The sequence below is a fragment of the Pseudomonas sp. JC1203 genome, from assembly GCF_056175065.1.
The window spans coordinates 94789-121025 of the sequence record NZ_JBWCAM010000024.1 but is presented as its reverse complement, the minus strand read 5'-3'; the positions used below and the strand labels follow the sequence as shown (position 1 = coordinate 121025).

At 65.4% G+C, this 26237-nt stretch carries 26 protein-coding genes; 19 read left to right on the top strand and 7 right to left on the bottom strand.

What is annotated here, in order from left to right:
• Positions 1-683: 683 nt before the first annotated feature.
• The 5 genes from AC0SZ7_RS28030 to AC0SZ7_RS28010 all read left to right on the top strand — a co-directional run bounded on the left by AC0SZ7_RS28030 (position 684) and on the right by AC0SZ7_RS28010 (position 5422).
• Complete coding sequence (locus AC0SZ7_RS28030; protein WP_475507420.1) at positions 684-1478, top strand: SDR family NAD(P)-dependent oxidoreductase; 795 nt, start codon at positions 684-686, stop codon at positions 1476-1478.
• A gap of 79 nt (positions 1479-1557) precedes the next feature.
• The gene (locus tag AC0SZ7_RS28025) at positions 1558-2256 is read left to right on the top strand and encodes a helix-turn-helix transcriptional regulator (RefSeq protein ID WP_475507419.1); all 699 of its coding nucleotides are present in this window, start codon (positions 1558-1560) and stop codon (positions 2254-2256) included.
• Complete coding sequence (locus AC0SZ7_RS28020) at positions 2253-2636, top strand: RidA family protein (RefSeq protein WP_475507418.1); 384 nt, start codon at positions 2253-2255, stop codon at positions 2634-2636. Before AC0SZ7_RS28025 ends, AC0SZ7_RS28020 begins: the two co-directional genes overlap by 4 nt.
• Positions 2637-2655: 19 nt before the next feature.
• On the top strand, positions 2656-3570 hold the full coding sequence (locus AC0SZ7_RS28015; RefSeq protein WP_475507417.1) for a pyridoxal-phosphate dependent enzyme: 915 nt from the start codon (positions 2656-2658) through the stop codon (positions 3568-3570).
• Between the two features lie 214 nt (positions 3571-3784).
• On the top strand, positions 3785-5422 hold the full coding sequence (locus AC0SZ7_RS28010; RefSeq protein WP_475507416.1) for a glycosyl hydrolase family 28 protein: 1638 nt from the start codon (positions 3785-3787) through the stop codon (positions 5420-5422).
• A gap of 12 nt (positions 5423-5434) precedes the next feature.
• On the opposite strand, the gene AC0SZ7_RS28005 is transcribed toward AC0SZ7_RS28010, so the two are convergent.
• Positions 5435-6058, bottom strand: a complete 624-nt coding sequence (locus AC0SZ7_RS28005; protein WP_475507415.1) for a glutathione S-transferase family protein — start codon at positions 6056-6058, stop codon at positions 5435-5437.
• 36 nt (positions 6059-6094) lie between these two features.
• Positions 6095-7036, bottom strand: a complete 942-nt coding sequence (locus AC0SZ7_RS28000) for a GlxA family transcriptional regulator (RefSeq protein WP_475507414.1) — start codon at positions 7034-7036, stop codon at positions 6095-6097.
• 168 nt (positions 7037-7204) lie between these two features.
• On the opposite strand from AC0SZ7_RS28000, the gene AC0SZ7_RS27995 reads away from it, so the two are divergent.
• The 7 genes from AC0SZ7_RS27995 (at position 7205) to AC0SZ7_RS27965 (ending at position 12467) form a co-directional block, all read left to right on the top strand.
• Positions 7205-7882, top strand: a complete 678-nt coding sequence (locus tag AC0SZ7_RS27995; RefSeq protein WP_475507413.1) for a type 1 glutamine amidotransferase domain-containing protein — start codon at positions 7205-7207, stop codon at positions 7880-7882.
• Between the two features lie 115 nt (positions 7883-7997).
• The gene (locus tag AC0SZ7_RS27990; RefSeq protein WP_475507412.1) at positions 7998-8477 is read left to right on the top strand and encodes an isochorismatase family protein; all 480 of its coding nucleotides are present in this window, start codon (positions 7998-8000) and stop codon (positions 8475-8477) included.
• Positions 8478-8503: 26 nt separating this feature from the next.
• The gene (locus tag AC0SZ7_RS27985; protein WP_475507411.1) at positions 8504-9688 is read left to right on the top strand and encodes an aminotransferase class V-fold PLP-dependent enzyme; all 1185 of its coding nucleotides are present in this window, start codon (positions 8504-8506) and stop codon (positions 9686-9688) included.
• A gap of 26 nt (positions 9689-9714) precedes the next feature.
• Positions 9715-10698, top strand: coding sequence for a tetratricopeptide repeat protein (locus AC0SZ7_RS27980; RefSeq protein WP_475507410.1), 984 nt, complete (start codon positions 9715-9717; stop codon positions 10696-10698).
• A 68-nt stretch (positions 10699-10766) separates the two neighbouring features.
• Positions 10767-11267, top strand: a complete 501-nt coding sequence (locus AC0SZ7_RS27975; protein WP_475507425.1) for a GNAT family N-acetyltransferase — start codon at positions 10767-10769, stop codon at positions 11265-11267.
• 428 nt (positions 11268-11695) lie between these two features.
• Positions 11696-12001, top strand: coding sequence for an NIPSNAP family protein (locus AC0SZ7_RS27970; protein WP_475507409.1), 306 nt, complete (start codon positions 11696-11698; stop codon positions 11999-12001).
• Between the two features lie 124 nt (positions 12002-12125).
• A complete protein-coding gene (locus AC0SZ7_RS27965) occupies positions 12126-12467 on the top strand; it encodes a carboxymuconolactone decarboxylase family protein (RefSeq protein WP_475507408.1) in 342 nt (113 codons plus the stop codon).
• A gap of 9 nt (positions 12468-12476) precedes the next feature.
• Here AC0SZ7_RS27965 and AC0SZ7_RS27960 read toward each other — a convergent pair whose 3' ends face one another.
• Positions 12477-13364, bottom strand: a complete 888-nt coding sequence (locus AC0SZ7_RS27960; protein WP_475507407.1) for a LysR family transcriptional regulator — start codon at positions 13362-13364, stop codon at positions 12477-12479.
• A gap of 103 nt (positions 13365-13467) precedes the next feature.
• On the opposite strand from AC0SZ7_RS27960, the gene AC0SZ7_RS27955 reads away from it, so the two are divergent.
• The gene (locus AC0SZ7_RS27955) at positions 13468-14457 is read left to right on the top strand and encodes a zinc-dependent alcohol dehydrogenase family protein (RefSeq protein ID WP_475507406.1); all 990 of its coding nucleotides are present in this window, start codon (positions 13468-13470) and stop codon (positions 14455-14457) included.
• Positions 14458-14460: 3 nt separating this feature from the next.
• Here the strand turns inward: AC0SZ7_RS27955 and AC0SZ7_RS27950 are convergent, their stop codons facing one another.
• Together AC0SZ7_RS27950 and AC0SZ7_RS27945 are read right to left on the bottom strand one after the other, a co-directional pair.
• On the bottom strand, positions 14461-15996 hold the full coding sequence (locus AC0SZ7_RS27950) for a cryptochrome/photolyase family protein (protein WP_475507405.1): 1536 nt from the start codon (positions 15994-15996) through the stop codon (positions 14461-14463).
• 94 nt (positions 15997-16090) lie between these two features.
• Positions 16091-16978, bottom strand: a complete 888-nt coding sequence (locus AC0SZ7_RS27945; RefSeq protein WP_475507404.1) for a LysR family transcriptional regulator — start codon at positions 16976-16978, stop codon at positions 16091-16093.
• A gap of 134 nt (positions 16979-17112) precedes the next feature.
• Between AC0SZ7_RS27945 and AC0SZ7_RS27940 the strand changes: the two genes are divergently transcribed.
• The 3 genes from AC0SZ7_RS27940 (at position 17113) to AC0SZ7_RS27930 (ending at position 21007) form a co-directional block, all read left to right on the top strand.
• Entirely contained in the window at positions 17113-18471 is a 1359-nt protein-coding gene (locus tag AC0SZ7_RS27940; protein ID WP_475507403.1) for an MFS transporter, read from the top strand.
• A gap of 109 nt (positions 18472-18580) precedes the next feature.
• On the top strand, positions 18581-20782 hold the full coding sequence (locus tag AC0SZ7_RS27935; RefSeq protein ID WP_475507402.1) for an OsmC domain/YcaO domain-containing protein: 2202 nt from the start codon (positions 18581-18583) through the stop codon (positions 20780-20782).
• A 15-nt stretch (positions 20783-20797) separates the two neighbouring features.
• Entirely contained in the window at positions 20798-21007 is a 210-nt protein-coding gene (locus tag AC0SZ7_RS27930; protein ID WP_475507401.1) for a hypothetical protein, read from the top strand.
• Between the two features lie 404 nt (positions 21008-21411).
• Here AC0SZ7_RS27930 and AC0SZ7_RS27925 read toward each other — a convergent pair whose 3' ends face one another.
• Positions 21412-21705 carry a DUF3077 domain-containing protein gene (locus AC0SZ7_RS27925; protein WP_475507400.1) on the bottom strand — a complete coding sequence of 98 codons (294 nt, stop codon included), beginning with the start codon at positions 21703-21705 and terminating at the stop codon, positions 21412-21414.
• 631 nt (positions 21706-22336) lie between these two features.
• Between AC0SZ7_RS27925 and AC0SZ7_RS27920 the strand changes: the two genes are divergently transcribed.
• A complete protein-coding gene (locus AC0SZ7_RS27920) occupies positions 22337-23452 on the top strand; it encodes a Gfo/Idh/MocA family protein (protein ID WP_475507399.1) in 1116 nt (371 codons plus the stop codon).
• A 9-nt stretch (positions 23453-23461) separates the two neighbouring features.
• On the opposite strand, the gene AC0SZ7_RS27915 is transcribed toward AC0SZ7_RS27920, so the two are convergent.
• Positions 23462-24313, bottom strand: a complete 852-nt coding sequence (locus tag AC0SZ7_RS27915; RefSeq protein WP_475507398.1) for a CAP domain-containing protein — start codon at positions 24311-24313, stop codon at positions 23462-23464.
• 162 nt (positions 24314-24475) lie between these two features.
• Between AC0SZ7_RS27915 and AC0SZ7_RS27910 the strand changes: the two genes are divergently transcribed.
• Positions 24476-25330, top strand: coding sequence for a sugar phosphate isomerase/epimerase family protein (locus AC0SZ7_RS27910; protein WP_475507397.1), 855 nt, complete (start codon positions 24476-24478; stop codon positions 25328-25330).
• A 120-nt stretch (positions 25331-25450) separates the two neighbouring features.
• Positions 25451-26206 carry a YkgJ family cysteine cluster protein gene (locus AC0SZ7_RS27905; RefSeq protein ID WP_475507396.1) on the top strand — a complete coding sequence of 252 codons (756 nt, stop codon included), beginning with the start codon at positions 25451-25453 and terminating at the stop codon, positions 26204-26206.
• The last annotated feature ends 31 nt before the right edge of the window (positions 26207-26237 follow it).

Genomic DNA, 26237 nt, shown 5'->3' with positions numbered 1-26237 from the left:
TGCCACCTCATGAACACTGCCCGCAGACAGACATTCCTCAATCAGTGATTGTTTGAGCGATCGGTCGTACTTCGTCATTGAACACCCTCCGGCGAGGTCAGGTGTCCAACATTCGGGGGTCAGTTCACGTAAGGCCGAAACGGTCGGTGGTATCCCCGCGAAAATGGATATATTCACCGATTCTGTATCCCGCTTCGGCGATTTCGAACATATCCATTTTCGTGGCGCGACCACCGACCGTTTCGCCCTTACGGCGACTCCCTTTTTGGCAGTCGCCCCAAAAAGGAAGCAAAAAGGGCTCGCCCCTGCTTGGGCCCTCCGCTGCGCTACGGGTCCCCTCCCTCCGGCGTCGCCCAGACGGCAAAACGGCCCCCGCTAACAGAGCGGGCGGGCTGCCGTTTCCTTCGGCTGCGCCGAAGGGCCCTGCGGGCTGCCGCCTGGGCAACGCCTCCAGTCGGCCGTGGCGCTTAACGGGGCCAAGATCAAGATCAAGATCAAGATCAAGATCAAAAGCCAAAGCCAAAGCCAAAGCCAAAGCCAAAGCCAAAGCCAAAGCCAGATCAAGATCACCGGCACTTCGCCGACTGAATGCCTTGTCCTAAAAAGGTGGATCTACGACATTCACGCCATCGCCACCCATCGTACTCTCCCCCCACACCCACCCACAATCCCGGAGAGCCACCATGACCACCCCAACCCCCAAAGGCACCGCCCTGATCACCGGCGCATCCACCGGCATCGGCGCCGTGTACGCCGACCGCCTGGCCAGGCGCGGTTACGACCTGATCCTTGTCGCCCGCAACCAGCAACGGCTGGCCACCCTGGCGGAAAAACTGCAGGCCGAGACCGGCCGCACCGTCACCCCGCTGGCGGCCGACCTCAATGACATGGCCGACCTGGCCAGGGTCGAAGCCGTGCTGCGCGACGACGCCAACATCACCCTGCTAGTGAACAACGCCGGCGTCGGCTCGGTGGCGTCGATCCTCAAGGGTGATGTCGATGCCATGCAAGCCATGATCGGCCTCAACATCACCGCGCTCACGCGGCTGACCTACGCGGTGGCGCCGGCCTTTGTCGCTCGCGGTGCAGGTACGATCGTCAATATCTCCTCGGTGGTCGGCATTGCCGTGGAGATGCTCAACGGTGTCTACAGCGCCTCCAAGTCCTACGTGCTCAGTTTCGGCCACGCGCTGCAACGGGATCTTGGTGACAAGGGCGTGCGCATCCAGACCGTGCTGCCCGGCGCTACGGCCACCGAGTTCTGGGACGTGGCCGGCTACGCGGCGCAGAAGGCCGGGGCCAATACCATGACGGCCGCGCATTTGGTGGATGCCGCTCTGGTGGGGCTGGACCGGGGCGAGGCGGTGACCATCCCCGGCCTGCATGAGGAGCAGGAGTGGCAGGCGTGGGAGCGGGGCCGCCGCGTGCTGTCGACCAAGTTCAGCCATGCGGTGCCGGCTGCGCGTTACGCAAGCTGAGGGCAGACAAGGGTCTTGATAAATTCAACAAAGAGTGTAAATTTACACTTAATGTTGAATTTATTGAGTCGTTTGCCAGATGCTTTCACCTGACGTCATCGCCCACCGCCACTTGGTGCTCCAAGTGCTCAAGGCCGCCATCGCCACCCTGGGCAGCGTGCTGGGCCGCAACACCGAGATTGTGCTGCACGACCTCGATCATCCCGAAAGCTCGGTATTGGCCATCGTCAACGGTCATGTATCCGGCCGCACTGTCGGCAGCCCGGTGCTCGTCGGCCCAGCCCAGGACCAGGGCTTTGCTGCCGTAATGCAGGCCGCAGCCGGGCAGGGCGGCTGCGAGCCACTGGTGATTGCCGACTACCCCACCCATGTCAACGGCCGCACCTTGCGCAGCGCGACCGCGGTGTTCCGTGACAGCGACGGCCACCCCTTCGCCAGCCTCTGCGTGAACGCCGACCTCACCGGCCTGGGCGCCGCCCAGGCGTTTCTGGAGCAGTTGCAGCCGCTGCTGCAGGCACCTGCCGCCACACCGGCCGAGCCAGCCGACATGGAAGTGCTGATGGCGCAGATCATCCACGACTCCCTGGCCCGCCTGGGCCTGGGCAAGCTGACCAAGCAGGCCAAGGTCGAGGCCGTGCGGGTCATGCAGGAGCGCGGGCTGTTCATCGTCAAGGGCGGCGTGGAGAAAGCCGCCACGGCGCTGGGGGTGACCCGCTTCACTGTTTACAACTACCTTGAGCAATTGCGCTCGACTTCCAAGCCAACGGACACACCATGACTGCGTCGATTATTCGCCACCCCACGGCCTTGCCTTATCCGTTCTCACGCGCGGTGCAAGCCGGCGGTTTCCTGTTTCTTTCCGGCCAGGTGTCCATGGCGGCCGACGGCACGCCGCTCAAGGATGACGTCCACGCCCAGACCCGGCGGGTCATGACGGCGATCGCAGCCACCCTGGAGTCGCTGGGTTCCAGCCTGGCGCAGGTGGTGAAAGTGACGGTGTGGCTCTCGGACATGGCCCATTTCGCCGCCTTCAACCAGGCCTACGCGCCGTTCTTCGCCCCAGGCCTGCCGGTGCGTTCGGTGGTCAGCGCACGGCTGGCGTTCGACCTGGACGTGGAAATAGAAGTACAGGCGCTGGCGCCTGCCGTTGCCCATTGATACTGCCCGGAGCCCGACCATGACCCTGCACATTCACACCCCCCTGATTGAATCACGCCCCATGAGCGCCAGCGCCGGCTGCGCGGTGTGGCTCAAGCTGGACGCCTTGCAGCCCTGCGGCTCCTTCAAGCTGCGGGGCGTGGGCCATGCCTGCGAGGTTCACCAGGCCCGCGGTGCCCGGCATTTCGTCTCCTCGTCGGGCGGCAACGCCGGCCTGGCGGTGGCGTACGCCGGGCGCCGGCTGGGGGTGGCCGTGACGGTGGTAGTGCCGCAGACCACCACCGCGCGTGCCAAGGAACTGCTGGCGCTGGAAGGCGCCAAGGTGATCGTCCACGGCGCCAGCTGGCAGGAAGCCAACGAACTGGCGCAGACCCTGGTGGGCCCGTCCGACGCCTTCATTCACCCCTTCGATGACCCGCTGCTGTGGGCCGGCCACGCCAGCCTGGTCGACGAGGTGGCCCAGGCCGGCGAGAAGCCGGACGCGGTGGTGCTGTCGGTGGGCGGGGGTGGCCTGTTGTGTGGCGTGGTCGAAGGGCTGCGGCGCAATGGCTGGCATGACGTGCCGGTGATTGCCGTGGAAACCCATGGCGCCGCTTCGTTCCACGCGGCGGTGCAGGCCGGCCAGGCGGTGGCCATCGAGCGCATCGATTCGATCGCCACCTCGCTGGGCGCCAAGCGCGTATGCCAGCAGGCGGTGGACTACCTGGGCGTGCACCCGATCACCAGCGTGCTGGTGTCCGACCAACAGGCGCTGCAGGCCTGCGAGCGCTTGCTGCTGGACCACCGCGTACTGGTCGAACCGGCCTGCGGTGCCGCCCTGGCGCTGGCCAGCCAACCCCAGGTGCTGGCGCCGTACGCCAAGGTGCTGATGGTGGTGTGCGGCGGCGCCACCGCGACGCTTGAGCAGCTGCGCGAGTGGGCCAAGGCCCCGTAGCAGCTGCCGCCAGGCGGCGTCCGAACGATGATGCGGTGGCGCCGATATCGCACAGTGCTACCTCAGGTGGCGACATTGGGCTTCCCCATCCGCGCGGTGTGGTAACGTAACCAGTTGCTGTCGCCCAGGGTGCGCGACGTGGTCGACCTGTTGGCCGAGCGCTTCGCACCCCACGCACCGTGGGAACCATCCTCCGAGAACCAAGGCAAACCTCATGCCCATTGAACCCGTCCCCAGCGCCTTGCTGGCGGCCGTGGCGCTGCTGTGCAGCCTGCCCGCCTGGGCGCTGCAGGCGCCAGCCAAATTGCAGGTGCCAACCCTGGCCTACGACGACCACAGCATCATCCTGGTCTGGCACAAGCCGGCCGGGCACGGCGACATTCGTGACTACCACGTCTACGCCAACGGGGCGTTGCTGGGCAGCGTCAACGCCAATAACGACCTGGTCTCGCCGGCCAAACCATTCATGGACCGCTTCTACGCGCAGGACACCGGCCATTTTCACTACCGCGTGGGTCTGCACAGCTACACCGCCCAAGGTCTCAAGCCCGCTACCACGTACCGCTTTACCGTACGCGCAGTGGGCGCCGATGGCCGGGAGTCGGCGGACAGCCCGGCGCTGGTGCAGCGCACCACACCGGTGGCGGCGGTGTTCGATGTAAGGCGCTACGGCGCCATGGGGGACGGGGCCAGCCTGGACACCCAGGCCATCCAGCGCGCCATCGACGCCTGCACCCCGGGCGGCACGGTCCTGCTGCCCAGAGGCACTTATAAAAGCGGTGCGCTGTACTTGAAAAGCAACATGACCCTGGAGATCGCCGAGGGCGCGACGTTGCTGGGCTCCGAGCGCGCCGAGGACTATCCGCTGGCCGGCTACCGCCAGTACCCCTACTCGACCACGTTACGCCCGGCCTCGCTGCTCAATGCCTTGCCGCGTGACCCCAGCCAGCACCAGGCGTTCGAGAATATCCGCATTGTCGGCAAAGGTACCCTCGACGGCAACGGCTGGAGGCAGCGCCCCGAGGGCGTCTACGTGGCCAGTAATAATAGCCGTTATGCCCAGGATGGCATCCTCGCCAAGGCCCAGGTGGAGCAGGCGGTGGCGCGCGGCATGAACGTCAAGGACGCCTACGGGCAGATGCGTTCGTCGCTGATTACCCTGCGCGACGTCAAGAACGTCTTCTATAGTGGCTTCACCGCAGTGAACCCGGCGTACCACGGCATCATGAACCTGGAAAGCGAGAATGTGGTGCTGGCCAACACCACGCAGCGCACCTACGACGCCAACAATGGCGACGGCATCGAGTTCGCCAACAGCAACGGCGCGATGGTGTTCAACAACTTCTTCGACACCGGCGACGACTGTGTCAACTTCGCTGCCGGCACAGGCGCCGACGCCGCGCACCAGAAGCCCCAGGAAAATACGTGGGTGTTCAACAACTACTTCGGCCACGGCCACGGGATGCTGGTGGTTGGCAGCCACACTGGCGCCTGGATCCGGCATATCCTGGCGGAAGACAACATTGGCGATGGCACCGATGCCGGGTTGCGCATGAAGAGCACCATCTTCATGGGAGGCGGCGGGCGTGATGTCATCTTCCGCGACTCGGCGCTGCGCGACATGGCCAGGCAGGCGTTTATCGTCACCCTGGACTACAGCGACCCGAACGCCATCCTCGATTACCAGCGCTCAGCCGTGCCCGCGCAATTTCGCGATGTGCATATCAGCGATGTAAGCGTCGAGAACACCCATGGCGCGCCTATCCATGTGCAGGTCGACAACGCCCAGGGCCTGGCCTTCGATCGCGTGCGCTTCCGCAGCAGCGGCCGCCAGGCAGCGTTCAAACGATAAGGCCGCGGCGTATCACGCAAAAGCGTACTCGCCGCCCTGTTCAACAGCCTTGCGGTAAGCCGGCCGCGCCTGAAAGCGTTTCACCCAGGCCGCCAGGTTAGGGTACTGCGCAAGCTTGCCCTGGGCTTTGGCCACCTCGCCGATGAAGCTCATCTGAATGTCGGCGCCGCTCAGCTCGTCGCCCAGCAAGTACGGGGTCAGCCCCAGCGCGGTGTCCAGGTAGCCCAGGTAATTGGCCACCTCTGCTTCGATGCGCGGGTGCAGCGGCGCGCCGGCGTCGCCCAGGCGGCCCACGTACAGGTTGAGCATCAGCGGCAGCATGGCCGAGCCTTCGGCGAAGTGCAGCCATTGCACGTATTCATCGTAGGTGGCGGTGGCCGGGTCCGGTTGCAGGCGGCCGTCGCCGTGGCGGCGGATCAGGTAGTCGACGATGGCGCCCGACTCGATCAGCACGTGGGGGCCATCCTCGATTACCGGCGATTTGCCCAGCGGGTTGATCGCTTTCAGTTCCGGCGGCGCCAGGTTGGTTTTCGGGTCGCGCTGGTAGCGTTTGATCTGGTAGGGCAGGCCCAGCTCTTCCAGCAGCCAGAGGATGCGCTGGGAGCGGGAGTTGTTGAGGTGGTGGACGGTGATCATTGCGGGCACTCCATTGGGCAACAGGGAATAGGGAAATTACAGTGCGGCGCCGGCCAGGCGTTTCTGCAACGCCTGCGGCGGCTGCCCGAAGGCCCGCAGGAAGGCTTGCCGCAGCCGCTCGCGGTCGCCAAAGCCGGTCTCCCGGGCGATCACTTCCACCGGGTGGCGGCTGGTCTCCATCAGCGCCCGCGCCGCTTCCACGCGCAGCGCCTCGATGGCCTTGGCCGGCGTGCGCCCGGTTTCTTCGCGAAACACCCGGCTGAACTGCCGCGGGCTGAGCCGCGCCACGGCCGCCAAGGCTTCGACCGACAAGTCGTCGCGCAAGTTCTCCCGCGCGTAGGCCAGGGCCAGCTGGATGCGGTCGGACCTGGGGTCCAGCTCCAGCAGCGCCGACAGCTGCGACTGTTCGCTGCCGCGGCGCTGGGCGATCACCAGCTTGCGCGCCACCTGGCGAGCCAGGTCGTGGCCCAGGTCGCTTTCCACCAGGGCCAGCGCCACGTCGAGGCTGGCGCTCATGCCGGCGCAGGTCCACAGGTTGCCATCCACCACGAACAGCCGGTCCTCTTCCAGTTGCAGGTGGGGGTAGCGCTTGCGCAGGGTAGGGGCGTGCAGCCAGTGGGTGGTGATGCGCCGGTCGTCCAGCAGCCCGGCCTCGGCCAGCACGAAGATGCCCATGCACAGCGACACCACGCGCCGCGAATGCACCGACGCAGCCTTCACCAACGCCGGCAGGCTGGCCTCGGGCAGGCGAAAATCCAGGTAGCCACTGACGATGAGCGTGTCGTAGCCCTCGGCGCGCATCGGCGTAGTATTCACCGAGAACCCCTGGGAGCTCATGACCGCGCCGCCGTGCTCCGACACCAGGTGAAAGGCGTAGGCCGGTTCGCCGCGCAACAGGTTCGCGCACTCGAACACCGAACCGATGGACAGGCTCAGCGGCTGGAAATTGGGGTAAACCACAAGGGCGACGCTGTGCATGGGCCGGCTTCCGGGAGGGCGAGGCAAAGGCCTGATTGTCGGCCGCAGGGCACGGACTGGCAACGGCTTTGTCAGATGTCCGGAATCCTTGCGGATACGACATTGTGAGCGCTACCCGCCAGCCCTACCATTCACTTCAACAGCTCCCAACCTTGCGAGGCTACGGCAATGAACGTACTGATGGTTTTGACCTCCCACGACCAGCTCGGCAACACCGGGCGCAAAACCGGCTTCTGGCTGGAAGAATTCGCCGCCCCTTATTACGCCTTCAAGGACGCCGGCGCCAACGTGGTGCTGGCTTCCCCGGCCGGCGGCCAGCCGCCGCTGGACCCGAAAAGCGACGAGCCGGATTTCCAGACCGCGCTCACCCAGCGTTTCAAGGCCGACCCCGCCGCCCAGCAGGCGCTGGCCAGCACCGTGAAGCTGGACAGCGTCAAGGCCGCCGACTTCGACGCGGTGTTCTACCCCGGCGGCCACGGCCCGCTGTGGGACCTGGCCGAGTCGCCGGTGTCCATCGCCCTGATCGAAGCCTTCGAGCGCGCCGGCAAGCCCATTTCCTTCGTGTGCCATGCCCCGGGCGTGCTGCGCCACGTCAAGGCCGCCGATGGCCAGCCGCTGGTCAAGGGCCGTCGCGTCAGCGGTTTCACCAACTCGGAAGAAGAGGGCGTGGGCCTGACCGACGTGGTGCCGTTCCTGGTGGAAGATGAGTTCAAGGCGCTGGGCGCCCTGTATGAAAAAGGCCCGGACTGGCAACCCTTTGTCATCGAGGACGGCTTGCTGATCACCGGCCAGAACCCGGCCAGCTCCGAAGCGGTGGCCCAGGCCCTGCTCAAGCGTTTGGCCTGAGAAGACGCAGCCTGCGGCAGCTGCTACGGGGCGCAAAGAACCGTAGCAGCGGCCGCAGGCCGCGTCACGGCCTCAGGTATACTCCTGCGCTTTCCCTGCGCCCAGGAGCACCCCCATGCGGCAGTTGTTGCTCGTCGTCGACATCCAGTCCACCTTCAACCCACCCGAATGGCTGGTGGATGGTGCGCGGGCTTTTTCGGCGATGATCCCCACCATCGCCTCGGTCGAACTGCACAATGAGCAGGTCACGCCCTTCGAGCGTCAGCTGGGCTGGCACCCCGCTGCCGAGGATGAAAGCCTGGTGGAGGCCGACAAGGTGTTCGTCAAGCATGGCTACGGCCAGGCGGCCGAAGCCATCGAGTACATTCGCCAGCTGGGTGTGGAGCGCGTGCTGGTGTGCGGCATGCAAACCGAAACCTGTGTGCTCGCCGCAGGCTTTGCGCTGTTCGACGCAGGCCTGAACCCTACGCTGGTGACCGACCTCACCGTCGGCTCTTCGCTGGACCGCTCCGGCCAACTGGGCATCGACTTGTGGAAGCACCACTTCCGCCAGGTCACCACCCGTGCCGAAGTCATCGCCACCCTGGCCCCGTAGCGGCTGCCGCCTTTCAAGGAGATCCCATGCCCACACCGTTTGAACTGGCCAGCGACGAGGCCTTCTGGGCCGCCATCGCCCGCCGCTACCCCCGCGATCCGCAGGTGATCAACCTCGACAACGGCTACTTCGGCCGCATGAGCCAGGGCGTCGTCGATGCCTACAAGCAGGCCATCGACCAGGTCAACCGCAGCAACGCCGTGCACGTGCGCCAGGACTTTGATCCCCGTGAAAGCCTGGACATCCGCCAGCAACTGGCCGAACTCATGGGCCTGCCCGCCGACGAGTTGGCGTTCGCCCGCAGCGCTTCCGAAGCGCTGTTCTCGCTGATCCGCAACTACAACCGCCTGCAACCTGGCGACCAGGTGCTGATCAGCGACCTGGACTACCACGCGGTGCAGGATGCCTTCCGCTGGCTGGCCAAGACGCGGGGTGTGGAAGTGATCGAGGTGCGCCATGCGCACCCCGCCAGCCACGACGCGCTGGTGAGCACCTATACCGACGCCTTCGCCGCCCACCCGCGCCTCAAGCTGATGGCGCTGACCCACGTCACCCACCGCACCGGGCTGGTGCTGCCGGTTAAAGCCATCGCCCAGGCGGCCAAGGCACAAGGCATCGACGTGGTGTTCGATGGCGCGCACTCCCTTGGGCAACTGGAGGTCGACCTCGCCGATATCGGCGTAGAGTTCGCCGGCTTCAACCTGCAGAAATGGATCGGTGCGCCGCTGAGCCTGGGCGTGATTCACGTGCGCCGCGAACGCCTGCAGGACTTCGATGCAGACATGGGCAGCCAGAGTTACCCTGCCGACGACATCCGCTGCCTGTCGCCCTACGGCACCCCCAACGTGCCGGCGTTGATGGCGCTGCCCGAAGTGTTCGCCGAACATGCCACCATCGGTGGCTGGGCGGTGAAGGGCGCACGCCTGCGCTACCTGCGCGACCTGTGGGTGAGCCAGGCGCGGCAGTTGCCGAACATCGAAGTGCTGACGCCGGATGATCCGCGGTTGTACTGCGGCATCACGTCGCTGCGCTTTACCCAGGTGGCCGATCAAGGGGCCATGGCGGCGCGGCTGCTGAGTGAGTTCGGCATCTTCACGGTGCCCCGCAGCGGCTCGGCGTGCGGGCCGTGTATTCGGGTCACGCCGGGGCTCAATACCAGCGTGGCGGATATCCAGGCGCTGGTGGCGGCGCTGAAGCAGTTGGCTGATTGATTAACCTCCCCATGGAAAGGACCACCATGCGCATTATCCGCTTTGAAACCTTGCTGGCGTTGCCACTGTTGTTGATGATGCTGTGCTGCCAGGCGGCGCCCTTGGCCACCAGCGACCAAGCCCAGGCGCTGTTTGCAGCAGAGCGCTATCAGGCAGCGATCGAGGAAGCCGACCGCGTGTTGGCGGCAGACCCGGCCGACAGCGAGGCGCTGAATACCAAGGCCCGCGCGGTGTCAGTGCTGGGCGATGACCGCAGCGCCATACGCCTCGTCACCCAGGCGCTGGAGGCGGCCGCCAAAACCGGCCGGGCATCCGTCGTCCAACAGGCAACCTACTGGAACAACCTCGGTTATTTCAATGAGCGTCAGCGCAACTTCGACTACGCGCTGGACTGCTATCAGAAGTCCTTGAAGATGCGCTTGGCGGCCCTGGGGGCCAACGATCTGCAGACCGCCGACAGCTATAACAACCTGGGTACCACCCTGGCCAAGCTGGGGCGCCATGCCGAGGCGTTCGCCAACCTGCGCAAGAGCCTGGCCTTGCGCCAACGCTTGCTGGGTGAGCACGACCCTACCGTCGCCGTCGCCCTGAACAACCTGGGCAACGCCTACGGCCAGCAGGGTGATTACCGCTCGGCCCTGCCATTGTTCCAGCAGGCGCTGGATATCGACATGGCCCTGCACGGCCCCTCGCACCCCACGGTTGCCATCCGCTGGAACAACATCGGTGACGCCTATCGCGGGCTGGGCCAATATGACCAGGCCGAGGTATTCCTGAACAAGGCGCTGGCCAGCGACCTTGCGACCTTCGGCGAAAACCACCCCAAGGTAATACTGCGCTACAGCAACCTGGCACGGGTCTACGAGGCGCAGGGCGACCGTACCAAGGCCAGCGCGGCCTACACCAAGGCGCTGCAGATTGTGCGGCACGTTGATCCCGACGATGCGGGGCAGATCCATTACCTGCAGGGCCGGCTACAGGCCCTGCAGAACACCCCCAACCCTGCTTAGTAGCTTCTGCTCCGCAAGATAGCGGGGTGCGAGGTATGTATTCATTGAGGCAGGAGCAATGCGCCATGATGTGCCCGTATACAATCGACAGCGTCCGCAGCGCTGATATACCCCACGCATTGGACTTCGTGCTGGCCGCGCGCGAGCAGATGTTCCCCAAACTGCGCGACAGCGCCATGCCCGGCGACCTTGCCGCGTTCGAGGCGATCTATGTGAACGGGGAAGGCCGGTTCCTGCTGGCCCGCGACCAGGGGCGTATCGTCGGCGTCATCGGCTACCTGCCGTATGACCGCCGTTTTCCAGCGTTGGATTACCCAGGGTTGAAGGTGGTGGAAGTGGTGCGCTTGTTCGTGCTGCCGCAGTACCGGCGGGCGGGCCTGGCCAAGGCGTTGTACGCCGCGTTGGAGCACGCGGCCCAGCTGGCCGGCGTGCAGGTGATGTACCTGCACACCCACCCTTTCCTGGTTGGTGCCGTGGACTTCTGGCAGCGCCAAGGGTTCGAGCTGGTGAGCGTGGACCCGGACCCGGTGTGGCAAACCACCCACATGGAGCGCCGGCTGCCCTTGTAGCAGCAACTGTCTTGAAACCGCGATGCAGGCGACGCGATCGACGAGCTACACAGGGCCCCGTAGCAGCGGCCGAAGGCCGCGTCCGCAGCCGCCACGCATGGGCAGGCGGACCGCGCAGAGGCCGGACGCAGCCTGGCGGCAGCTGCTACAGCAGCCGCGCCCACCGCACACGTAGCAGCGACTGTCTTGAAATGGCGTCGTCTGCATCGCGACTAAAGTCGGCTCCTACACCGTGCGTGGTAGGAACCGGCCTTGGCCGCGATGCAGACAACGCGTTCGACGGGGTGCGCGCGGCCCCGTAGCAGCTGCCGAAGGCGGCGTCCCAGGCCGCCGCGGTGTGCCTGCGAGCCTGCGGCGCCGGTGACGCGGCCTGGTGGCCGCTGCCACGGAGGCGGGTACAATGGCGGTTTACTCAAGGGACTGTTGCCATGATCACCTGCCACGTCAAATACGTCATCGACCCGTACCAGCTCGCCGCGTTCGAGCGCTACTCGCGGCAATGGATCGGCCTGGTCACGCGCCTGGGTGGCCAGCACCACGGTTATTTCCTGCCGGCCGAAGGCGCGAACAACATCGCCTATTGCCTGTTCAGTTTCCCCAGCCTTGCCGATTACGAGCGCTACCGCCAGGCTGCGGCCGAGGACGCGGAATGCGTGCGGCTGGTGGACGAGGCGACCGAGCTCAAGTTCATCCTGAGCTATGAGCGCAGCTTCTTGCGGCCGGTGCTCGAATGACGCCGCGGGGCGCCTGATACGCCGGGACAAAAAATCGGACCACCGGGACAAGACCGTACCCCGCAGCAGGTGGAAACTGAGGTGTTCCCGGCGCAACCCCGCGCCGACCTCAGGAGACGTCATCATGTTCAGCCATTGGCCAGACCTGCTCGGCACTGTGAAAAAATCCTTTGGTGCCCTGTCGCAATCCAACCCCAAAATGGTCAAGGCCTACATGGCCCTTGACGACGCCGCAGCAGAAAACAACGTGCTGGACGCCAAGACCCGCGAGTTGATCGCCCTGGCGGTGGCCATCACCACGCGCTGCGACGGCTGTATCGGCAGCCACTCAGCGGCCGCCATCGCTGCCGGGGCTACCCGCGAAGAGGTTGCCGCAGCCTTGGCCACGGCGATTTCCCTGAATGCCGGTGCTGCGTATATCTATTCGCTGCACGCGCTGGAGGCGTATGACGCGCTGAAGCAGTGACGGTGTCGCTCAATACTCCCTGAACGCCGCCGTGGCAAAGTCCAGGAAGCTGCGCAGCTTGGGCGTCAGCTGGCGGTCGGGCGCATACAGCAGGTGCATCGGCGAGGCGGGGGCCTGGTACTGCGGCAGCAAGGCCAGCAGGGTGCCGTCACGCAGGGCGTCGCGCACCAGCTCCTGGGGTTGCAGCACCACGCCCAGGCCGGCGATGGCGGCGGCCAGCAGCGGGTCGCCCTGATTGATGGTCAATCTGCTTGTAATCGGCACATCGACCGGGCCTTCCGGGCCTTCGAAACTCCAGTGCGAGCGGCCGTCGGCGAAGGCGAAGCCCAGGCATTCGTGCTGTTGCAGGTCCCAGGGGCTGGTCAGTGCCGGGCGCCGGCCCAGGTACGAGGGGGCGGCGCACAGCACCAGCCGGTAGGGCGCCAAGGGGATGGCCTTGAGGCCGCTGTCGGGCAACTCGCCAATGCGGAACACGGCGTCGTAGCCGCCGTCCACCAGGTCGACCATGTCGTTGTCCAGGGCCAGGTCCACGGCCACCTGCGGGTAGCGCACCATGTATTCGAGCAGGCGCGGCGCCAGGCTGCGCATGCCGAAGGTCACCGGTGCGTTGATGCGCAGGCGCCCGCTGGGCACACCACGGGTCACCGCCGCCAGGTTTTCCGCGGCCTCCATGTCGGCCAGGATCAGCTTGGCCCGCTGGTAGAAGGCCCGGCCGAAGTCGGTGACGCTCTGGCGGCGCGTGGTGCGGCTGAGCAGCGACACGCCCAGGTGTTCCTCCAGCAGTTTTACCTGTTTGCCCACCAACTGCGGCGACAGCTTGAGCTCCTCTGCTGCGGCGCTGAAGGAGCCCAGTTCCACGGCCTTGACGAAAGTGGCCATTTGGGTCAAGCGGTCCATTCCAAACCTTTTGTTTCTAGTGTCGGCCTATCCTAGGCCTTTATCCCGCTGCCACCAACCTCTAGATTGGCGGCCATCTCACCCATCATCTGGAGTTAAGCCCATGGCACGCATTGTCAGGATTCATCAATACGGCGACGCCAGCGTCCTCGCCCTGGAAGCATTGGACGTACCGGCGCCGGCGGCGGACGAAGTGCAGATCAACGTCAAGGCCATCGGCCTGAACCGCGCGGAAGTGATGTTCCGCAATCACGCCTATTTGCAGGAAGCCGAGTTTCCCTCGCGCCTGGGCTACGAGGCGGCCGGCATTGTCGCCGCGGTGGGCAGCGCCGTAACCGACGTGGCCGTGGGCGACGCGGTCAGCCTGATCCCGCCGCTGGACATCGCCCGCTGGGGCACCTACGGCGAGGTGGCCAACGTGCCGGCGTACCTGGTGGTGAAGCACCCGGCCAACCTCAGCTTCGAGCAGGCCGCCGCGTCGTGGATGCAGTACGTCACCGCCTGGGGCGCGCTGATCGAGCAGGCAAAACTGCAGCGCGGCGACACCGTGCTGGTGACCGCGGCCTCCAGCAGCGTCGGCCTGGCCGCCCTGCAAATCGCGCGCATGGTCGGCGCCACGGCGGTGGCCATCACCCGCACCCGCGCCAAGGCCCAGGCGCTGTTGGACGCCGGCGCGACCCAGGTGATTGTCAGCGATGAAGAAGACATCGTCGCGCAGGTCATGGCCCTGACCGGCGGCGAGGGCGCCCGCGTGGTGTTCGACCCCATCGGCGGCCCCGGTTTCGAGGCGCTGACCCAGAGCATGGCCCGCGGCGGCATCCTGCTCGAATACGGCGCCCTGAGCCCCGAACCGACGCCGTTCCCGCTGTTCACCGTGCTGGGCAAGAGCCTGACGCTGAAGGGTTACCTGTACGCGGAAATCGTCAGCGACCTGGCGGTGCTGGCCCGCGCCAAGGCCTTTATCCTCGCCGGGCTGGCGTCGGGTGAGCTGGCGCCGATCATCGCCAAGACCTTCACCCTGGACGAGATCCAGCAGGCGCACCGTTACCTGGAAGCCAACCAGCAGGTGGGCAAGGTCGTCGTCAGCGTCTAAGCCCTACAGCTGCTGGCCCGCATCCAGCCGGGCCAGCAGCGTCTGCCCGCGGTCCCACAGCGCCAGCTGCTTTTCATCCGTCATGCGCGCCAGGTTCTTGTACACCATGGCCATGCGTGGGTTACGGCCCAGGTGGGCGCGGTGGCGGATCACGAAATGCCAGTACAGCGCGTTGAACGGGCAGGCGTCCTCGGTGGTGCTTTCGCTGACCTTGTACGCGCAGTCGCCGCAGTAGTTGGACATGCGCTTGATGTACTGGCCGCTGGCGCAGTAGGGCTTGGAGCCCAGGTAGCCGCCGTCGGCGTGCATCACCATGCCCAGGGTGTTGGGCAGTTCCACCCAGTCGAACGCGTCCATGTAGATGGCCAGGTACCACTCGCAGATCTCGCTGGGGGTGATGCCCGCCAGCAGGGCGAAGTTGCCGGTCACCATCAGCCGCTGGATGTGGTGCGCGTAGGCGTGGGTGAGGCTCTGGCCGATGGCCTGGCGCATGCAGTTCATGCGGGTGTCGGCGGTCCAGTAGAACTCGGGCAGCGGGCGGCTGTTGCCGAACAGGTTGCCCTGGGCGTACTCGGGCATTTTCAGCCAGTACACGCCGCGCACGTACTCGCGCCAGCCGATCAGTTGGCGAATGAACCCCTCGGCCGCATTCAGCGGTACGCTGCCGGCCCAGTAGGCGGCCTCGACGTCGCTGCACAGCTGGCGCAGGTCGAGCAGGCCGATGTTCAGCGCCGCGCTGATGCGCGCGTGGAACAGGTACGGCTCATTGCTGGCCATGGCGTCCTGATAGTCACCGAACGCGGCCAGGCCGAAGTCGAGGAAGTGCGCCCACAGCGCCTGCGCCTCGGCGTGGGTCACCGGGTAGTCGAAGGTGTCCAGGGCGCCGTAATGACTGGCGAAGCGCCGTCCCACCAGGGTGATGACCTCTTCGGTGATGGCGTCGCGGGGCATGTGCAGCGGGTAGGGCGCCACGACCTTTTTCGGCAGCGGCTTGCGGTTGTCCTCGTCGAAATTCCACGCGCCGCCCACCGGGCTGCCGTCGCCGTTGAGCAGCAGTTGGCTCTTGCGGCGCATCTCGCGGTAGAAGAACTCCATGCGCAGCTGCTGCTTGCCCTTGGCCCAGCGACGGAACTCGTCGCGGCTGCACAGGAAGCGGCTGTCGCTGTGCCACTGGATGGGCAGGCCGCAGTCGCGCATAGACTGTTCCAGGCGCCAGTCGCCGCACTCGGTGACGTGCACTTCGCTGGCCTGCAGCAGCGCCTGCCAGCGCAGCAGCTCGCCGGGCACCGAGCTGCTGTTGGCGGGGTCTTCAAGGTGTACGTACTGCACCGTGAAGCCGCGCTGGCGCAAGGCTTCGGCGAAGTGGCGCATGGCGCTGAAGATCAGCGCTATTTTCTGCGGATGGTGGGGGACGTGGGTGGCTTCCTCCATGACTTCCACCAGCAGGATGCAATCGTGCCGGGCGTCGATGCCCTGTAGCGAGGGCAGGTCGAAGGACAGCTGGTCGCCCAGTACCAGGCAGAGGCGGCGGGTGGTCATGGTGGTGGTCGCTGGTTGGAAAGCTTATACCAATATAGATTTTTGTATAAGTATTGTATAGCGAGCATCCCGTAGCAGCGGCCACCAGGCCGCGTCAGGGATTGGCGAAGTAGGTCGCGGCCATGCGCAGGAACGGCCCTACCGCCGGGTTGGCGTTGTCGCGGCGCACCACCATGTACACCTCGGCATGCGGCTGGGTACCTTGCAGCGGCCTGAACTGCAGGTGCCCCAGGTACAGCTCGCGCGCCGCCGCGGGCACGATGGCCAAGCCCAGGCCGGCCTTCACCAGGCCCAGGATCGAGTGGGTCTGGCCGAGGAAATAGCGGTAGTCGGGGCACACGCCGGCCAGGCTGAACAGCCCGGCGATGCGGTCGTGGAAATAGCCGCCTTCGTCCTTGGAGTACATCACGAATGGATGGCGGTCGAGGTCGCCGAGGGCGATCTCGGCCTGCGCCGCCAACGGGTGCCGCTCGGGCAGCGCCACCAGCAACGGCTCCTGGCTGATCAGTTGGTAGTCGATGCCCGGGCGGGCGGCGGCGCGGCGCACGAAGCCGATGTCGATCATGCCGGCTTCCAGCGCCTCCATCTGCGCCCCGGAGACCATCTCGCGCAGGTCCACGCCGACATTCGGCAGCACCTGGGTGGCGTGCTCCAGCAGCCGTGGAATCAGCCGGTAGCCACTCACGGCGGTGAAGCCCAGCAGCAGTTGGCCCAATTCGCCGTGCTCCAGGCGCCGGGCGCTGTCGGCGGCCTGCTCGGTGTAGGCCAGCACATGGCGGGCGTCGCGCAAAAAGTGCTGGCCGGCGGTGGTCAGCCTGACCTGGCGGTTGCCACGGTCGAACAGGGTCACCCCCAGCGAGCGCTCCAGCAGCTGGATCTGCCGGCTCAGCGGCGGCTGGGTCATGAACAGGCGCTGGGCGGCACGGCCAAAGTGCAGCTCCTCGGCCACCATGACGAAACAACGCAGTTGGTGTAGCTCCACGATTCAATTCTTGTATGGGTCGATTCAGTCTCTATGTTAGACGCGCATCGATGAATTTCCTACCCTGACAACACCCCGTTCCTACCGCTCTATTCCAACAATAAAGCTTCCCAGCGAGGAAGCCGGAGAGACCCATGAACGTCAAGACCGCTTCGTTGGCAACCCCCATTGCCGAGGCCAGGGTGGGCCGCCGCCGCTTCGTCATCCTCTCGCTGATTTTCATCGTCACCGTGCTCAACTACGCCGACCGCGCCACCATGTCCATCGCCGGCACCGGCGTGGTCAAGGACCTGGGCCTGGACCCGGTGATGCTGGGCATGATCTTCTCCGCATTCGCCTGGGCCTACGCGCTGGGGCAGATTCCTGGCGGCTGGCTGCTGGACAAGTTCGGTGCGCGCCGGGTGTACGGCTGCAGCCTGTTGCTGTGGTCGCTGTTCACCATGATGCAGGGCACCGTGGGCTGGTTCGGCGTGGTGGGCTCCAGCGCCGCCATCACCCTGTTCGGCATGCGTTTCATGCTCGGCCTTGTGGAGTCACCGGCGTTCCCCGCCAACAACCGCATCGTTTCCTGCTGGTTCCCCACCAGTGAGCGCGGCACCGCCTCGGCGCTGTTCAACTCGGCGCAGTACATGGCCGTGGTGGTGTTCGCACCGCTGATGGCCTGGCTGACCCACGCCCTGGGCTGGGAGCACGTGTTCCTGTGGATGGGCGCGCTGGGCCTGGTGGCCACGGTGTTCTGGTTCATGTTGTACCGTGAGCCCCACAGTGACCCACACCTGAGCGCCGCGGAACTTGACTACATGCGCGAAGGCGGCGCGCTGGTGGACCTGGAAGCCACGCGCAAGGCCAGCAAGCCCAAATTCACCTTCGCCGAAGTGGCGCAGTTGTTCACCAACCGCACGCTGTGGGCGATTTACCTGGGCCAGTACTGCATCACCGCGTTGACGTATTTCTTCATCACCTGGTTCCCCATCTACCTGATCAAGGGCCGCGGCCTGACCATCATGGAAGCCGGCTGGGTGGCGGCGTTGCCGGCCATCTGCGGCTTCTCCGGCGGCGTGCTGGGCGGGGTGGTGTCGGACGCCCTGATCCGTCGCGGCATGCACCCGTCCACCGCGCGCAAGACGCCGTTCGTGATCGGCATGACCCTGGCCGCCAGCCTGGTGTCGGCCAACTTCGTCGACGCCAACTGGCTGGTGATCGCGCTGATGGCCCTGGCCTTCTTCGGCAAGGGCCTGGCGGCGGTGGGCTGGGCGGTGCTGTCGGACACCGCGCCCAAGGGCATGGTCGGCCTGAGCGGCGGGGTGTTCAACGGCATCGGCAACATTGCCGGCATCGTCACCCCGGTGGTGATCGGCTTCGTGGTGGCGTCCACCGGCTCGTTCGACAAGGCCCTGTGGTTTGTGGCGGCGCATGGGGTGTTGGGCATTTTCGCCTACGTGGTGCTGGCCGGGCGCTTCGAGCGGGTGGAGATCCGCGCGCCGCAGGCATGACGAAAAAGCGATGAAGCGGGGCGGGGGACGGGGATTGGCCAAGACTTTTGGCGTGGAACACCGGATAATGCGGGCCATATTGTATCGCTCGTAATTATGGTAATTCCGCATGGAAATCAAGGTCAACTTTCTCGACAACCTCCGTCTCGAAGCCAAGTTCGACGACTTCACGGTGGTGGCCGACCAACCCATCCGCTACAAGGGCGACGGCTCGGCCCCCGGCCCGTTCGACTACTTCCTGGCGTCGTCGGCGTTGTGCGCGGCCTATTTCGTGAAGTTGTACTGCGAAACCCGCAACATTCCCACTGACAACATTCGCCTGTCGCAGAACAACATCGTCGACCCGGAAAACCGCTACAACCAGATCTTCAAGATCCAGGTCGAGCTGCCCGCCGACATCTCGGCCAAGGACCGCCAGGGCATCCTGCGTTCCATCGACCGCTGCACCGTGAAGAAGGTGGTGCAGACCGGCCCCGAGTTCATCATCGAGGAAGTCGAGAACCTCGACGCCGACGCCCAGGCCCTGCTGATGCTGGACGCCGCGGCGCAGACCAGCACCTACATCGCCGGCAAGGACCTGCCGCTGGAGCAGACCATCGCCAACATGTCCGGCATCCTCGCCGGCCTGGGCATGAAGATCGAGATCGCCTCGTGGCGCAACATCGTGCCCAACGTCTGGTCGCTGCACATCCGCGACGCGCAGTCGCCGCTGTGCTTCACCAACGGCAAGGGCGCCACCAAGGAAGGCGCGCTGGCGTCGGCCCTGGGTGAGTTTATCGAGCGCCTGAACTGCAACTTCTTCTACAACGACCAGTTCTGGGGCGAGGACATCGCCAACGCGCCATTCGTGCATTATCCCAACGAGCAGTGGTTCCAGCCCGGCCGCAAGGACGCGCTGCCCAAGGAGATCCTCGACGAGCACTGCCTGGCCATCTACAACGCCGACGGTGAACTGCGCGGCTCGCACCTGTATGACACCAACTCAGGCAACATCGAGCGCGGCATCTGCTCGCTGCCGTACGTGCGCCAGTCCGATGGCGAGACGGTGTACTTCCCGTCCAACCTGATCGAGAACCTGTTCCTCAGCAACGGCATGAGCGCCGGCAACACCCTGGCCGAAGCCCAGGTGCAGTGCCTGTCGGAGATCTTCGAACGCGCGGTGAAACGCGAAATCCTCGAAGGTGAACTGGCGCTGCCGGACGTGCCGCAGGAAGTGCTGGCCAAGTACCCGGGCATCGTCGCCGGCATCGAGGGCCTCGAAGCCCAGGGCTTCCCGGTGCTGGTCAAGGACGCGTCCCTGGGCGGCGAATTCCCGGTGATGTGCGTGACCCTGATGAACCCGCGCACCGGTGGCGTGTTCGCCTCGTTCGGCGCCCACCCAAGCTTCGAAGTGGCGGTGGAGCGCAGCCTCACCGAGCTGCTGCAAGGGCGCAGCTTCGAAGGCCTGAACGACCTGCCGCAGCCGACCTTTGAAAGCCACGCGGTGATGGAGCCGAACAATTTCGTCGAGCATTTCATCGATTCGAGCGGCGTGGTGTCGTGGCGCTTCTTCAGCGCCAAGTCGGATTTCGAGTTCGTCGAATGGGACTTCTCCGGCCAGGGCGAAAACTCCAACGAGGAGGAGGCCGCCACCCTGTTCGGTATCCTCGAAGACCTGGGCAAGGAAGTGTACATGGCCGTCTACGACGACCTCGGCGCCACTGCCTGCCGCATTCTGGTGCCCGGTTATTCCGAGATTTACCCGGTGGAAGACCTGATCTGGGACAACACCAACAAGGCCCTGTTCTTCCGCGAAGACATCCTCAACCTGCACCAGCAGGATGACGACCGCCTGAAGGCCCTGGTGGGCCTGCTGGAAGAAAGCGAGCTGGATGACTACACCGACATCAAAACCCTGATCGGCATCGAATTCGATGAAAACACCGCCTGGGGCCAGCTGACCATCCTGGAACTGAAACTGCTGATTCACCTGGCCCTGCGCAACACCGAGGAAGCCAAGGAACTGGTGGAAACCTTCCTGCAGTTCAACGACAACACCGTCGAGCGTGGGCTGTTCTACCAGGCCGTGAACGTGGTGCTGGAAGTGGAGATGGACAGCGACCTGGCGCTGGAGGACTACGAGGTGAACTTCCGTCGCATGTTCGGCAACGAGCGCATGGACGCGGTCATCGGCACGGTCAACGGCAGCGTGCGCTTCCATGGCCTGGCCCCCACCAACATGCAGCTCGAAGGCCTGGACCGTCACCTGCGCCTGGTGGACAGCTACAAGAAACTGCACGCGGCGCGCGCCAAAGCCGCCGGCATTCTGTAAATACAAGGACATACCGTGAAGCAACGCATCGTCGAAGAAATCGCCCAGCACCGTCGTGATGGCGAGAAAGTGGTAGAGCTGCACCTGTGGTCCAAGGCGGCTGCCGACGCGGTCACCAAGGCCAAGGAATACGTGGATGGCGAGTTCATGGGCATCCCCGTGCAGCTGCCGCAGGATGGCGTGAGCATTCCGGGCATGGACTTTATCGTCATCGTCGAAGGGTGATGCGGCCCGTAGCAGCTGCCGCAGGCGGCGTCGCTGGCAACGCCGCCCCATCAGGCCATGGCACGGTGCAACAAATGCAGCAGCACCTGTCTTGAAATGGCGTCGTCTGCATCGCAACTAAAGTCGGCTCCTACCGCGTTCGTGGTAGGAGCCGGCCTTGGCCGCGATGCAGGCAACGCGATCCAAGCGGTACACGCATTCGCGTAGCAACTGCCGCAGGCTGCGTCCCGCGACGGTCCTGCGTTGCTCCAGGACGCGGCCTGCGGCCGCTGCTACAGGTGCGATGTGCGCAGGACTTCGCGTAGCCGCTGCCGCAAGGCTGCGCTGGCCTCGGCGTGCGCTGGAGATTTCCCGTGTACACAAGGCTCGACGCAGCCTGCGGCAGCTGCTACGTCCATACCGCGTTACCGAGCGCTGCGTTCGTGATCGGCCAAGCCATTGATCAGCGCATCTGCAAGACCTTTCGCCGTTTCAATCTGATGCAACGCCGACCACACGAGCCCTCGTTGTGGCAGGTCGCTGTCGGTGAGTTCGTAAGCGGCTTCGTGCGCGGATTTGAGCAACTGGGAGATTTGCACCAAGGTGTCTTCCAGCGAGATGCCAGCGCGTACGAGGTAGAAGGGTTGGTCCTGGGCGTCGCACGCGCCGAAAGGGGTAGCGGTGGTGGTGGGCTGCGAGGAATGCCTGTCGATAGTCATGTTCAAGTCCTGATGTTAAAAAGATGGATTCATCCCCTGCGGGCTACCAAACCCGGGTGCTGGAACACAGCAACCGGCGCAGGGTAAGGCCCGCCTCGGGAAGGGGCAACCCAGGCAGAGCAAATCAGATTTGTCCTACACAGGGGACTACAGAAGATGAGGGCCATGCGCCAAAGGCTGGCAACGCCGACCCATCAGGCCATGGCACGTTTCAACAGATGTAGCAGCTGCCGTAGGCTGCGTCGCGCCGCGCGGGCGGCGCTCGATCTCCAGCGCGCCGCCTAACCCCAGACAAGCGCCCGCAGGCCACCCCGCAATCCGCGTAGCCGCTGCCGCCAGGCTACGCGGATTGTGGTGGATCTGATGGGCATGTCGGATGATCGCGTGATGGCTGTGGTGTGCATGCCTTGAGGCTTCTGGCGCGCTTGAGATCGAGCGCCGCCCGCGCGGCGCGACGCAGCCTACGGCAGCTGCTACATCTGTTGCACCGTGCCATGGCCTGACAGATAGGCGTTGCCAGCCTGGGGTGTACGCCAAGGGAACGGGTTAAAAATAAAAATTCTGTCCTTGATTAAACAGAATTTATATTCCATAACTAGCTCATCCCAAAAACAACAAAAGGCACCCCTCCATGCGCGAACTCGGCATCGGTCTCATTGGCACAGGCTTCATGGGGCGCGCCCACGCCCTGGCGTTTCGCAATGTCAGCGCAGCGTTCGAGCTGCCCGTTTCCCTGCGCCTGGCCGCGCTGGCCGACGCCGACCCGCAGCGGGCCAGCCAGTGCGCGCGCGCCTGGGGCTTTGCCACGGCGCACAGCGACTGGCAAAAACTGATCGATGACCCGGCGGTGAACGTCGTTGCCATCACTACCCCCAACCACCTGCATTTCCCCATGGCCATGGCCGCGCTGGCAGCAGGCAAGGCGGTGTATTGCGAAAAGCCGCTGGCGGTCAGCCTCGAACAGGCCGAGCAGATGCACCAGGCCGCCAAGGCCGCTGGGGTGGTGACCCGGGTGGGCTACAACTACCAGCACAACCCCATGATCGAGTGGGCGCGGCAGATGGTGCGCGATGGCGAGTTGGGGCAGATCATCAGCTTCGACGGCGAGTTCTGCGAAGACTTCATGGCCGACGGCCAATCCCCCTGGTCGTGGCGCTGCGAACCGCAGCACGCCGGCGGCGCCCTGGCCGACCTGGGCAGCCACCTGCTGGCCATGGCCCGTTACCTGGTGGGCGACGTGCAGGCGGTGTGCGCCGACAGCCAGACCGTGCACACCCAGCGCCCGGCCGTGGCCGGTAGCCGCGAGCTCAAGCCCATCGTGGTGGACGACCACACCCAGGCCTTGCTGCGCTTCGCCAACGGCGCGCGCGGTACGTTCAGCAGCAGCTGGCTCAAGCACGGCTACAAGAACCACCTCAGCTTCGAGATCAGCGGCACCCTGGGCACCCTGAAGTTCGACCAGGAACGCCTGAATGAACTGCAACTGTGCCGCGTTGGCCAGGCCGGTTTCCAGCGGCTGCTGGCAGGCCCGGCGCTGCCGGGTTACGCAGCGTTCAGCCCGGCGCCGGGCCACCAGCTGGGCTACAACGAACTCAAGACCCTGGAAGTGCACGCGCTGATCATGGCGTTGGCCGGGGAAGGGCAGGTGGGCACCGACTTCGCCGAGGCGCTGGCGGTGGAACGCCTGGCCGCCGCCATTCGCGTGGCGGCCAGCGAGCAGCGCTGGGTGCAGGTGGAGTCGGTATAGCGCGCGGCGTTACTGGCTGCCGAACATCCCGGTCCAGTAAATACCCGCGTCACTTTTCGGGTCCGTGGCATAGGCGGCGCCGAGGTCATGGAACTGCGGGTTCATGAGGTTGGCGCAGTGGCCCGGGCTGGCCAGCCAGCCGGCCACCACCTTGCGCACGTTGTCCTGCCCGGCGGCGATGTTCTCGCCCAGGGCCTGGGCGCTGTAGCCGGCCAGTTCGGCGCGGTCGCCGGGGGTGTGGCCGTCACGGTCCAGATGGTCGAAGTAATTGCGGTTGGCCATGTCCTGGGAGTGCACCTGGGCGGCGCCGGCCAGGGTTGCGTTCCACACCAGTGGCGGCGCCGGGTTGAATGCCTGGGCGCCGCAGGTGTGGGGCTGGGCACGGGCGCTGTTGATCTGTGCCAGCAGCTTCTGGCCCTCGGCGGGTGAGTCGCCCAGGCCCCCGGCCAGCAACGGCCGGGCCACCACGATGCGCCAATCGCGGCCCTCGTGGCTTACGCCAACGTCGATGAACTGCGGGTCGAGCACCACTTTGCAGAAACTCTCCTGCACGGCCGCCATGGCTGCCTGCGCGTCGCGCGGGCCAGACAGGCTGATGGCCTGCACGCTGACCATGGGGTAGCCGGCGCGCGCCATGGCGTCGCGCAGGTCGCCGCCGCCGCTGGCCGGCAGAATCAGCCGTGGGTCCTGGTTCAACGGCGGCAGCTCGTGGGAGGCCTGGCCTTCGCAGCGTTGCACCTGGCCACGAAACTGGTTGATCGAGTCCATGAGCAGCGACTCGTCACTGGCAGCGGCGTGGGCAGCCAGCGTCAGGCCCACCGACAGGGTGGCCAGGCGCAGGGCAGGTGACAAAGCGGGCATGGTGGTCTCCATGGTCAAGCAGCAATAGACGATTCTAGCGTAACCGCAAGTCGAGGCTGAGTGGTCGTTTACCGCACATTTTTAAACAATGAATGAAGAAGTAAATTGGAATTGCATTCCAGTTGATGCATCGTCAGGGCACTAACAACAAGGAGCGCACTGATGAAAGTCGCCATCGATTCCTACTGCTATCACCGTTTCTTCGGCGAAGTCTATCCAGACCTCGAAACCGACCCCGGGGTTCGCATGAACCTTGCAGATTTCATCCGGCGCGCCCAGGGCCATGGTGTGCAGGGCGTGTCCATCGAGTCATTCATGCTTGCCGACACCTCGCCCCAGGCGCTGGCCAGCCTGGCGCAACAGCTGGGCGGCGCAGGCCAGGAGCTGGTCTGGGCCTGGGGCCACCCCCATGGGCTGGGCTCCGGCAGCCGGCCGCAGGCGCTGGCCGACCTCAAGGCACATGTCGATATCGCCCAAACCCTGGGGGCACGCGTGATGCGTATTTGCGCGGGCGGGCGGCGCACCCGGCCGGCCTGCTGGGCAGAGCACAAGGCCGAGCTGATTCCGCTACTGGAAGCCGCCGCCGACTACGCCGGCGCGCGCGGCGTGACCCTGGCCATGGAAAACCATGTCGACCTGCACGCCCCCGAGGTGCTGGAATTGCTGGCCGCGGTGGCCAGCCCGGCCTTGGGCGTGTGCCTGGACACCGCCAACAACCTGCGCATGTTCGATGACCCCATGCAGGTAATCGAGCAACTGGCGCCTTACGCCAAGGCCACCCACCTCAAGGACATCACCGCCTGGCGCGGCAGCCCGCGCGATTTCGGCTTCTGGCCCAGCGTGCCACTGGGGCAGGGGCTGATCGACATCCCCGGGGCCCTGGTCGTGCTGCGCGACAATGGCTTCGACGGCCTGCTGGCCCTGGAACTGGATTTCCTTCACCCCGCCCACGGCCCCGAGGACGCCGCCATCGCGCGCAGCCTGGATTACCTGCGCGAGGCGCTCGCGCGCTTGTAGGCACAGCAGGGGCGGGTACTGATGAACACATTTCATCAGCGCATTCAGGGAGTTTCATTAATGCAATGATGTCGGTCATGTATCCTTCGCGACACAATTATTCTGATCGTGCGCGCCTGTATGACCTCGCTTGCCCCAACCCCCGTTCACCCACCGTTCCATTGCGTGGGGTGTGGCGCCTGCTGCAAGGGCCGCTTCATCCCCTTGACCCTGGACGAAGCGCGCCAATGGTTGCAGCGCGGCCATGACGTGGCGGTACTGCTGGAAGCGTTCGAGCAGACCACCTGGCCGCAGTCCGCCGAGGCTTATGCCTACAACGTCCAGCGCGCGACCCCCGTTGAATGCGGCAGCCAGACCCTGCAGGTGACGGCGATTTTCGCCGGCCAGGCCATTCCGCGCTGCCCCAACCTGCGTGAAGACGACCTGTGCGGCATTTACGCCGAACGGCCGCAGGTGTGCCGCATCTACCCCATGGAAATCAACCCGTTCATACCCCTGCGCATCAGCGACAAGGACTGCCCGCCGCAGTCGTGGGCCCCGCAGGAGCTGTTGGCGACTGATGGCGATGCCGAACTGAACCAGGCCATCGCGCATTCGCGCCAGGCCGACCGTGCCGACGCGGCGCGCAAGGTCGCCGTGTGCGAGGCGCTGGGGTTCACCAGCGCTGCCTGGAAAGGCAATGGCCTGGCCATTTACTTCCCGGCCCGCGACGCGCTGTTACGCGCTGTTCAAGAGGCCGGCCACCCGGCCACGGCAGTTGCAGCGGGCACTTGGCGGGTGCGTGCACAGCAGCAGGACCTGCGCGCCCGCCTGGCCGCGATGGGCGTGGCCCTCGATGACCGCGAAGCCTTGGATTACCTGTTCCACCCGGTGTGAAAGCATGGCTCTATCGGCCCGCAAGACCCAG

Bases quoted from the DNA above. Each gene is read 5' to 3' on its own strand.
- AC0SZ7_RS28030 (WP_475507420.1), top strand. From the start codon at position 684: ATGACCACCCCAACCCCCAAAGGCACCGCCCTGATCACCGGCGCATCC.
- AC0SZ7_RS28025 (WP_475507419.1), top strand. From the start codon at position 1,558: ATGCTTTCACCTGACGTCATCGCCCACCGCCACTTGGTGCTCCAAGTG.
- AC0SZ7_RS28020 (WP_475507418.1), top strand. From the start codon at position 2,253: ATGACTGCGTCGATTATTCGCCACCCCACGGCCTTGCCTTATCCGTTC.
- AC0SZ7_RS28015 (WP_475507417.1), top strand. From the start codon at position 2,656: ATGACCCTGCACATTCACACCCCCCTGATTGAATCACGCCCCATGAGC.
- AC0SZ7_RS28010 (WP_475507416.1), top strand. From the start codon at position 3,785: ATGCCCATTGAACCCGTCCCCAGCGCCTTGCTGGCGGCCGTGGCGCTG.
- AC0SZ7_RS28005 (WP_475507415.1), bottom strand. From the start codon at position 6,058: ATGATCACCGTCCACCACCTCAACAACTCCCGCTCCCAGCGCATCCTC.
- AC0SZ7_RS28000 (WP_475507414.1), bottom strand. From the start codon at position 7,036: ATGCACAGCGTCGCCCTTGTGGTTTACCCCAATTTCCAGCCGCTGAGC.
- AC0SZ7_RS27995 (WP_475507413.1), top strand. From the start codon at position 7,205: ATGAACGTACTGATGGTTTTGACCTCCCACGACCAGCTCGGCAACACC.
- AC0SZ7_RS27990 (WP_475507412.1), top strand. From the start codon at position 7,998: ATGCGGCAGTTGTTGCTCGTCGTCGACATCCAGTCCACCTTCAACCCA.
- AC0SZ7_RS27985 (WP_475507411.1), top strand. From the start codon at position 8,504: ATGCCCACACCGTTTGAACTGGCCAGCGACGAGGCCTTCTGGGCCGCC.
- AC0SZ7_RS27980 (WP_475507410.1), top strand. From the start codon at position 9,715: ATGCGCATTATCCGCTTTGAAACCTTGCTGGCGTTGCCACTGTTGTTG.
- AC0SZ7_RS27975 (WP_475507425.1), top strand. From the start codon at position 10,767: ATGTGCCCGTATACAATCGACAGCGTCCGCAGCGCTGATATACCCCAC.
- AC0SZ7_RS27970 (WP_475507409.1), top strand. From the start codon at position 11,696: ATGATCACCTGCCACGTCAAATACGTCATCGACCCGTACCAGCTCGCC.
- AC0SZ7_RS27965 (WP_475507408.1), top strand. From the start codon at position 12,126: ATGTTCAGCCATTGGCCAGACCTGCTCGGCACTGTGAAAAAATCCTTT.
- AC0SZ7_RS27960 (WP_475507407.1), bottom strand. From the start codon at position 13,364: ATGGACCGCTTGACCCAAATGGCCACTTTCGTCAAGGCCGTGGAACTG.
- AC0SZ7_RS27955 (WP_475507406.1), top strand. From the start codon at position 13,468: ATGGCACGCATTGTCAGGATTCATCAATACGGCGACGCCAGCGTCCTC.
- AC0SZ7_RS27950 (WP_475507405.1), bottom strand. From the start codon at position 15,996: ATGACCACCCGCCGCCTCTGCCTGGTACTGGGCGACCAGCTGTCCTTC.
- AC0SZ7_RS27940 (WP_475507403.1), top strand. From the start codon at position 17,113: ATGAACGTCAAGACCGCTTCGTTGGCAACCCCCATTGCCGAGGCCAGG.
- AC0SZ7_RS27935 (WP_475507402.1), top strand. From the start codon at position 18,581: ATGGAAATCAAGGTCAACTTTCTCGACAACCTCCGTCTCGAAGCCAAG.
- AC0SZ7_RS27925 (WP_475507400.1), bottom strand. From the start codon at position 21,705: ATGACTATCGACAGGCATTCCTCGCAGCCCACCACCACCGCTACCCCT.
- AC0SZ7_RS27920 (WP_475507399.1), top strand. From the start codon at position 22,337: ATGCGCGAACTCGGCATCGGTCTCATTGGCACAGGCTTCATGGGGCGC.
- AC0SZ7_RS27915 (WP_475507398.1), bottom strand. From the start codon at position 24,313: ATGCCCGCTTTGTCACCTGCCCTGCGCCTGGCCACCCTGTCGGTGGGC.
- AC0SZ7_RS27910 (WP_475507397.1), top strand. From the start codon at position 24,476: ATGAAAGTCGCCATCGATTCCTACTGCTATCACCGTTTCTTCGGCGAA.
- AC0SZ7_RS27905 (WP_475507396.1), top strand. From the start codon at position 25,451: ATGACCTCGCTTGCCCCAACCCCCGTTCACCCACCGTTCCATTGCGTG.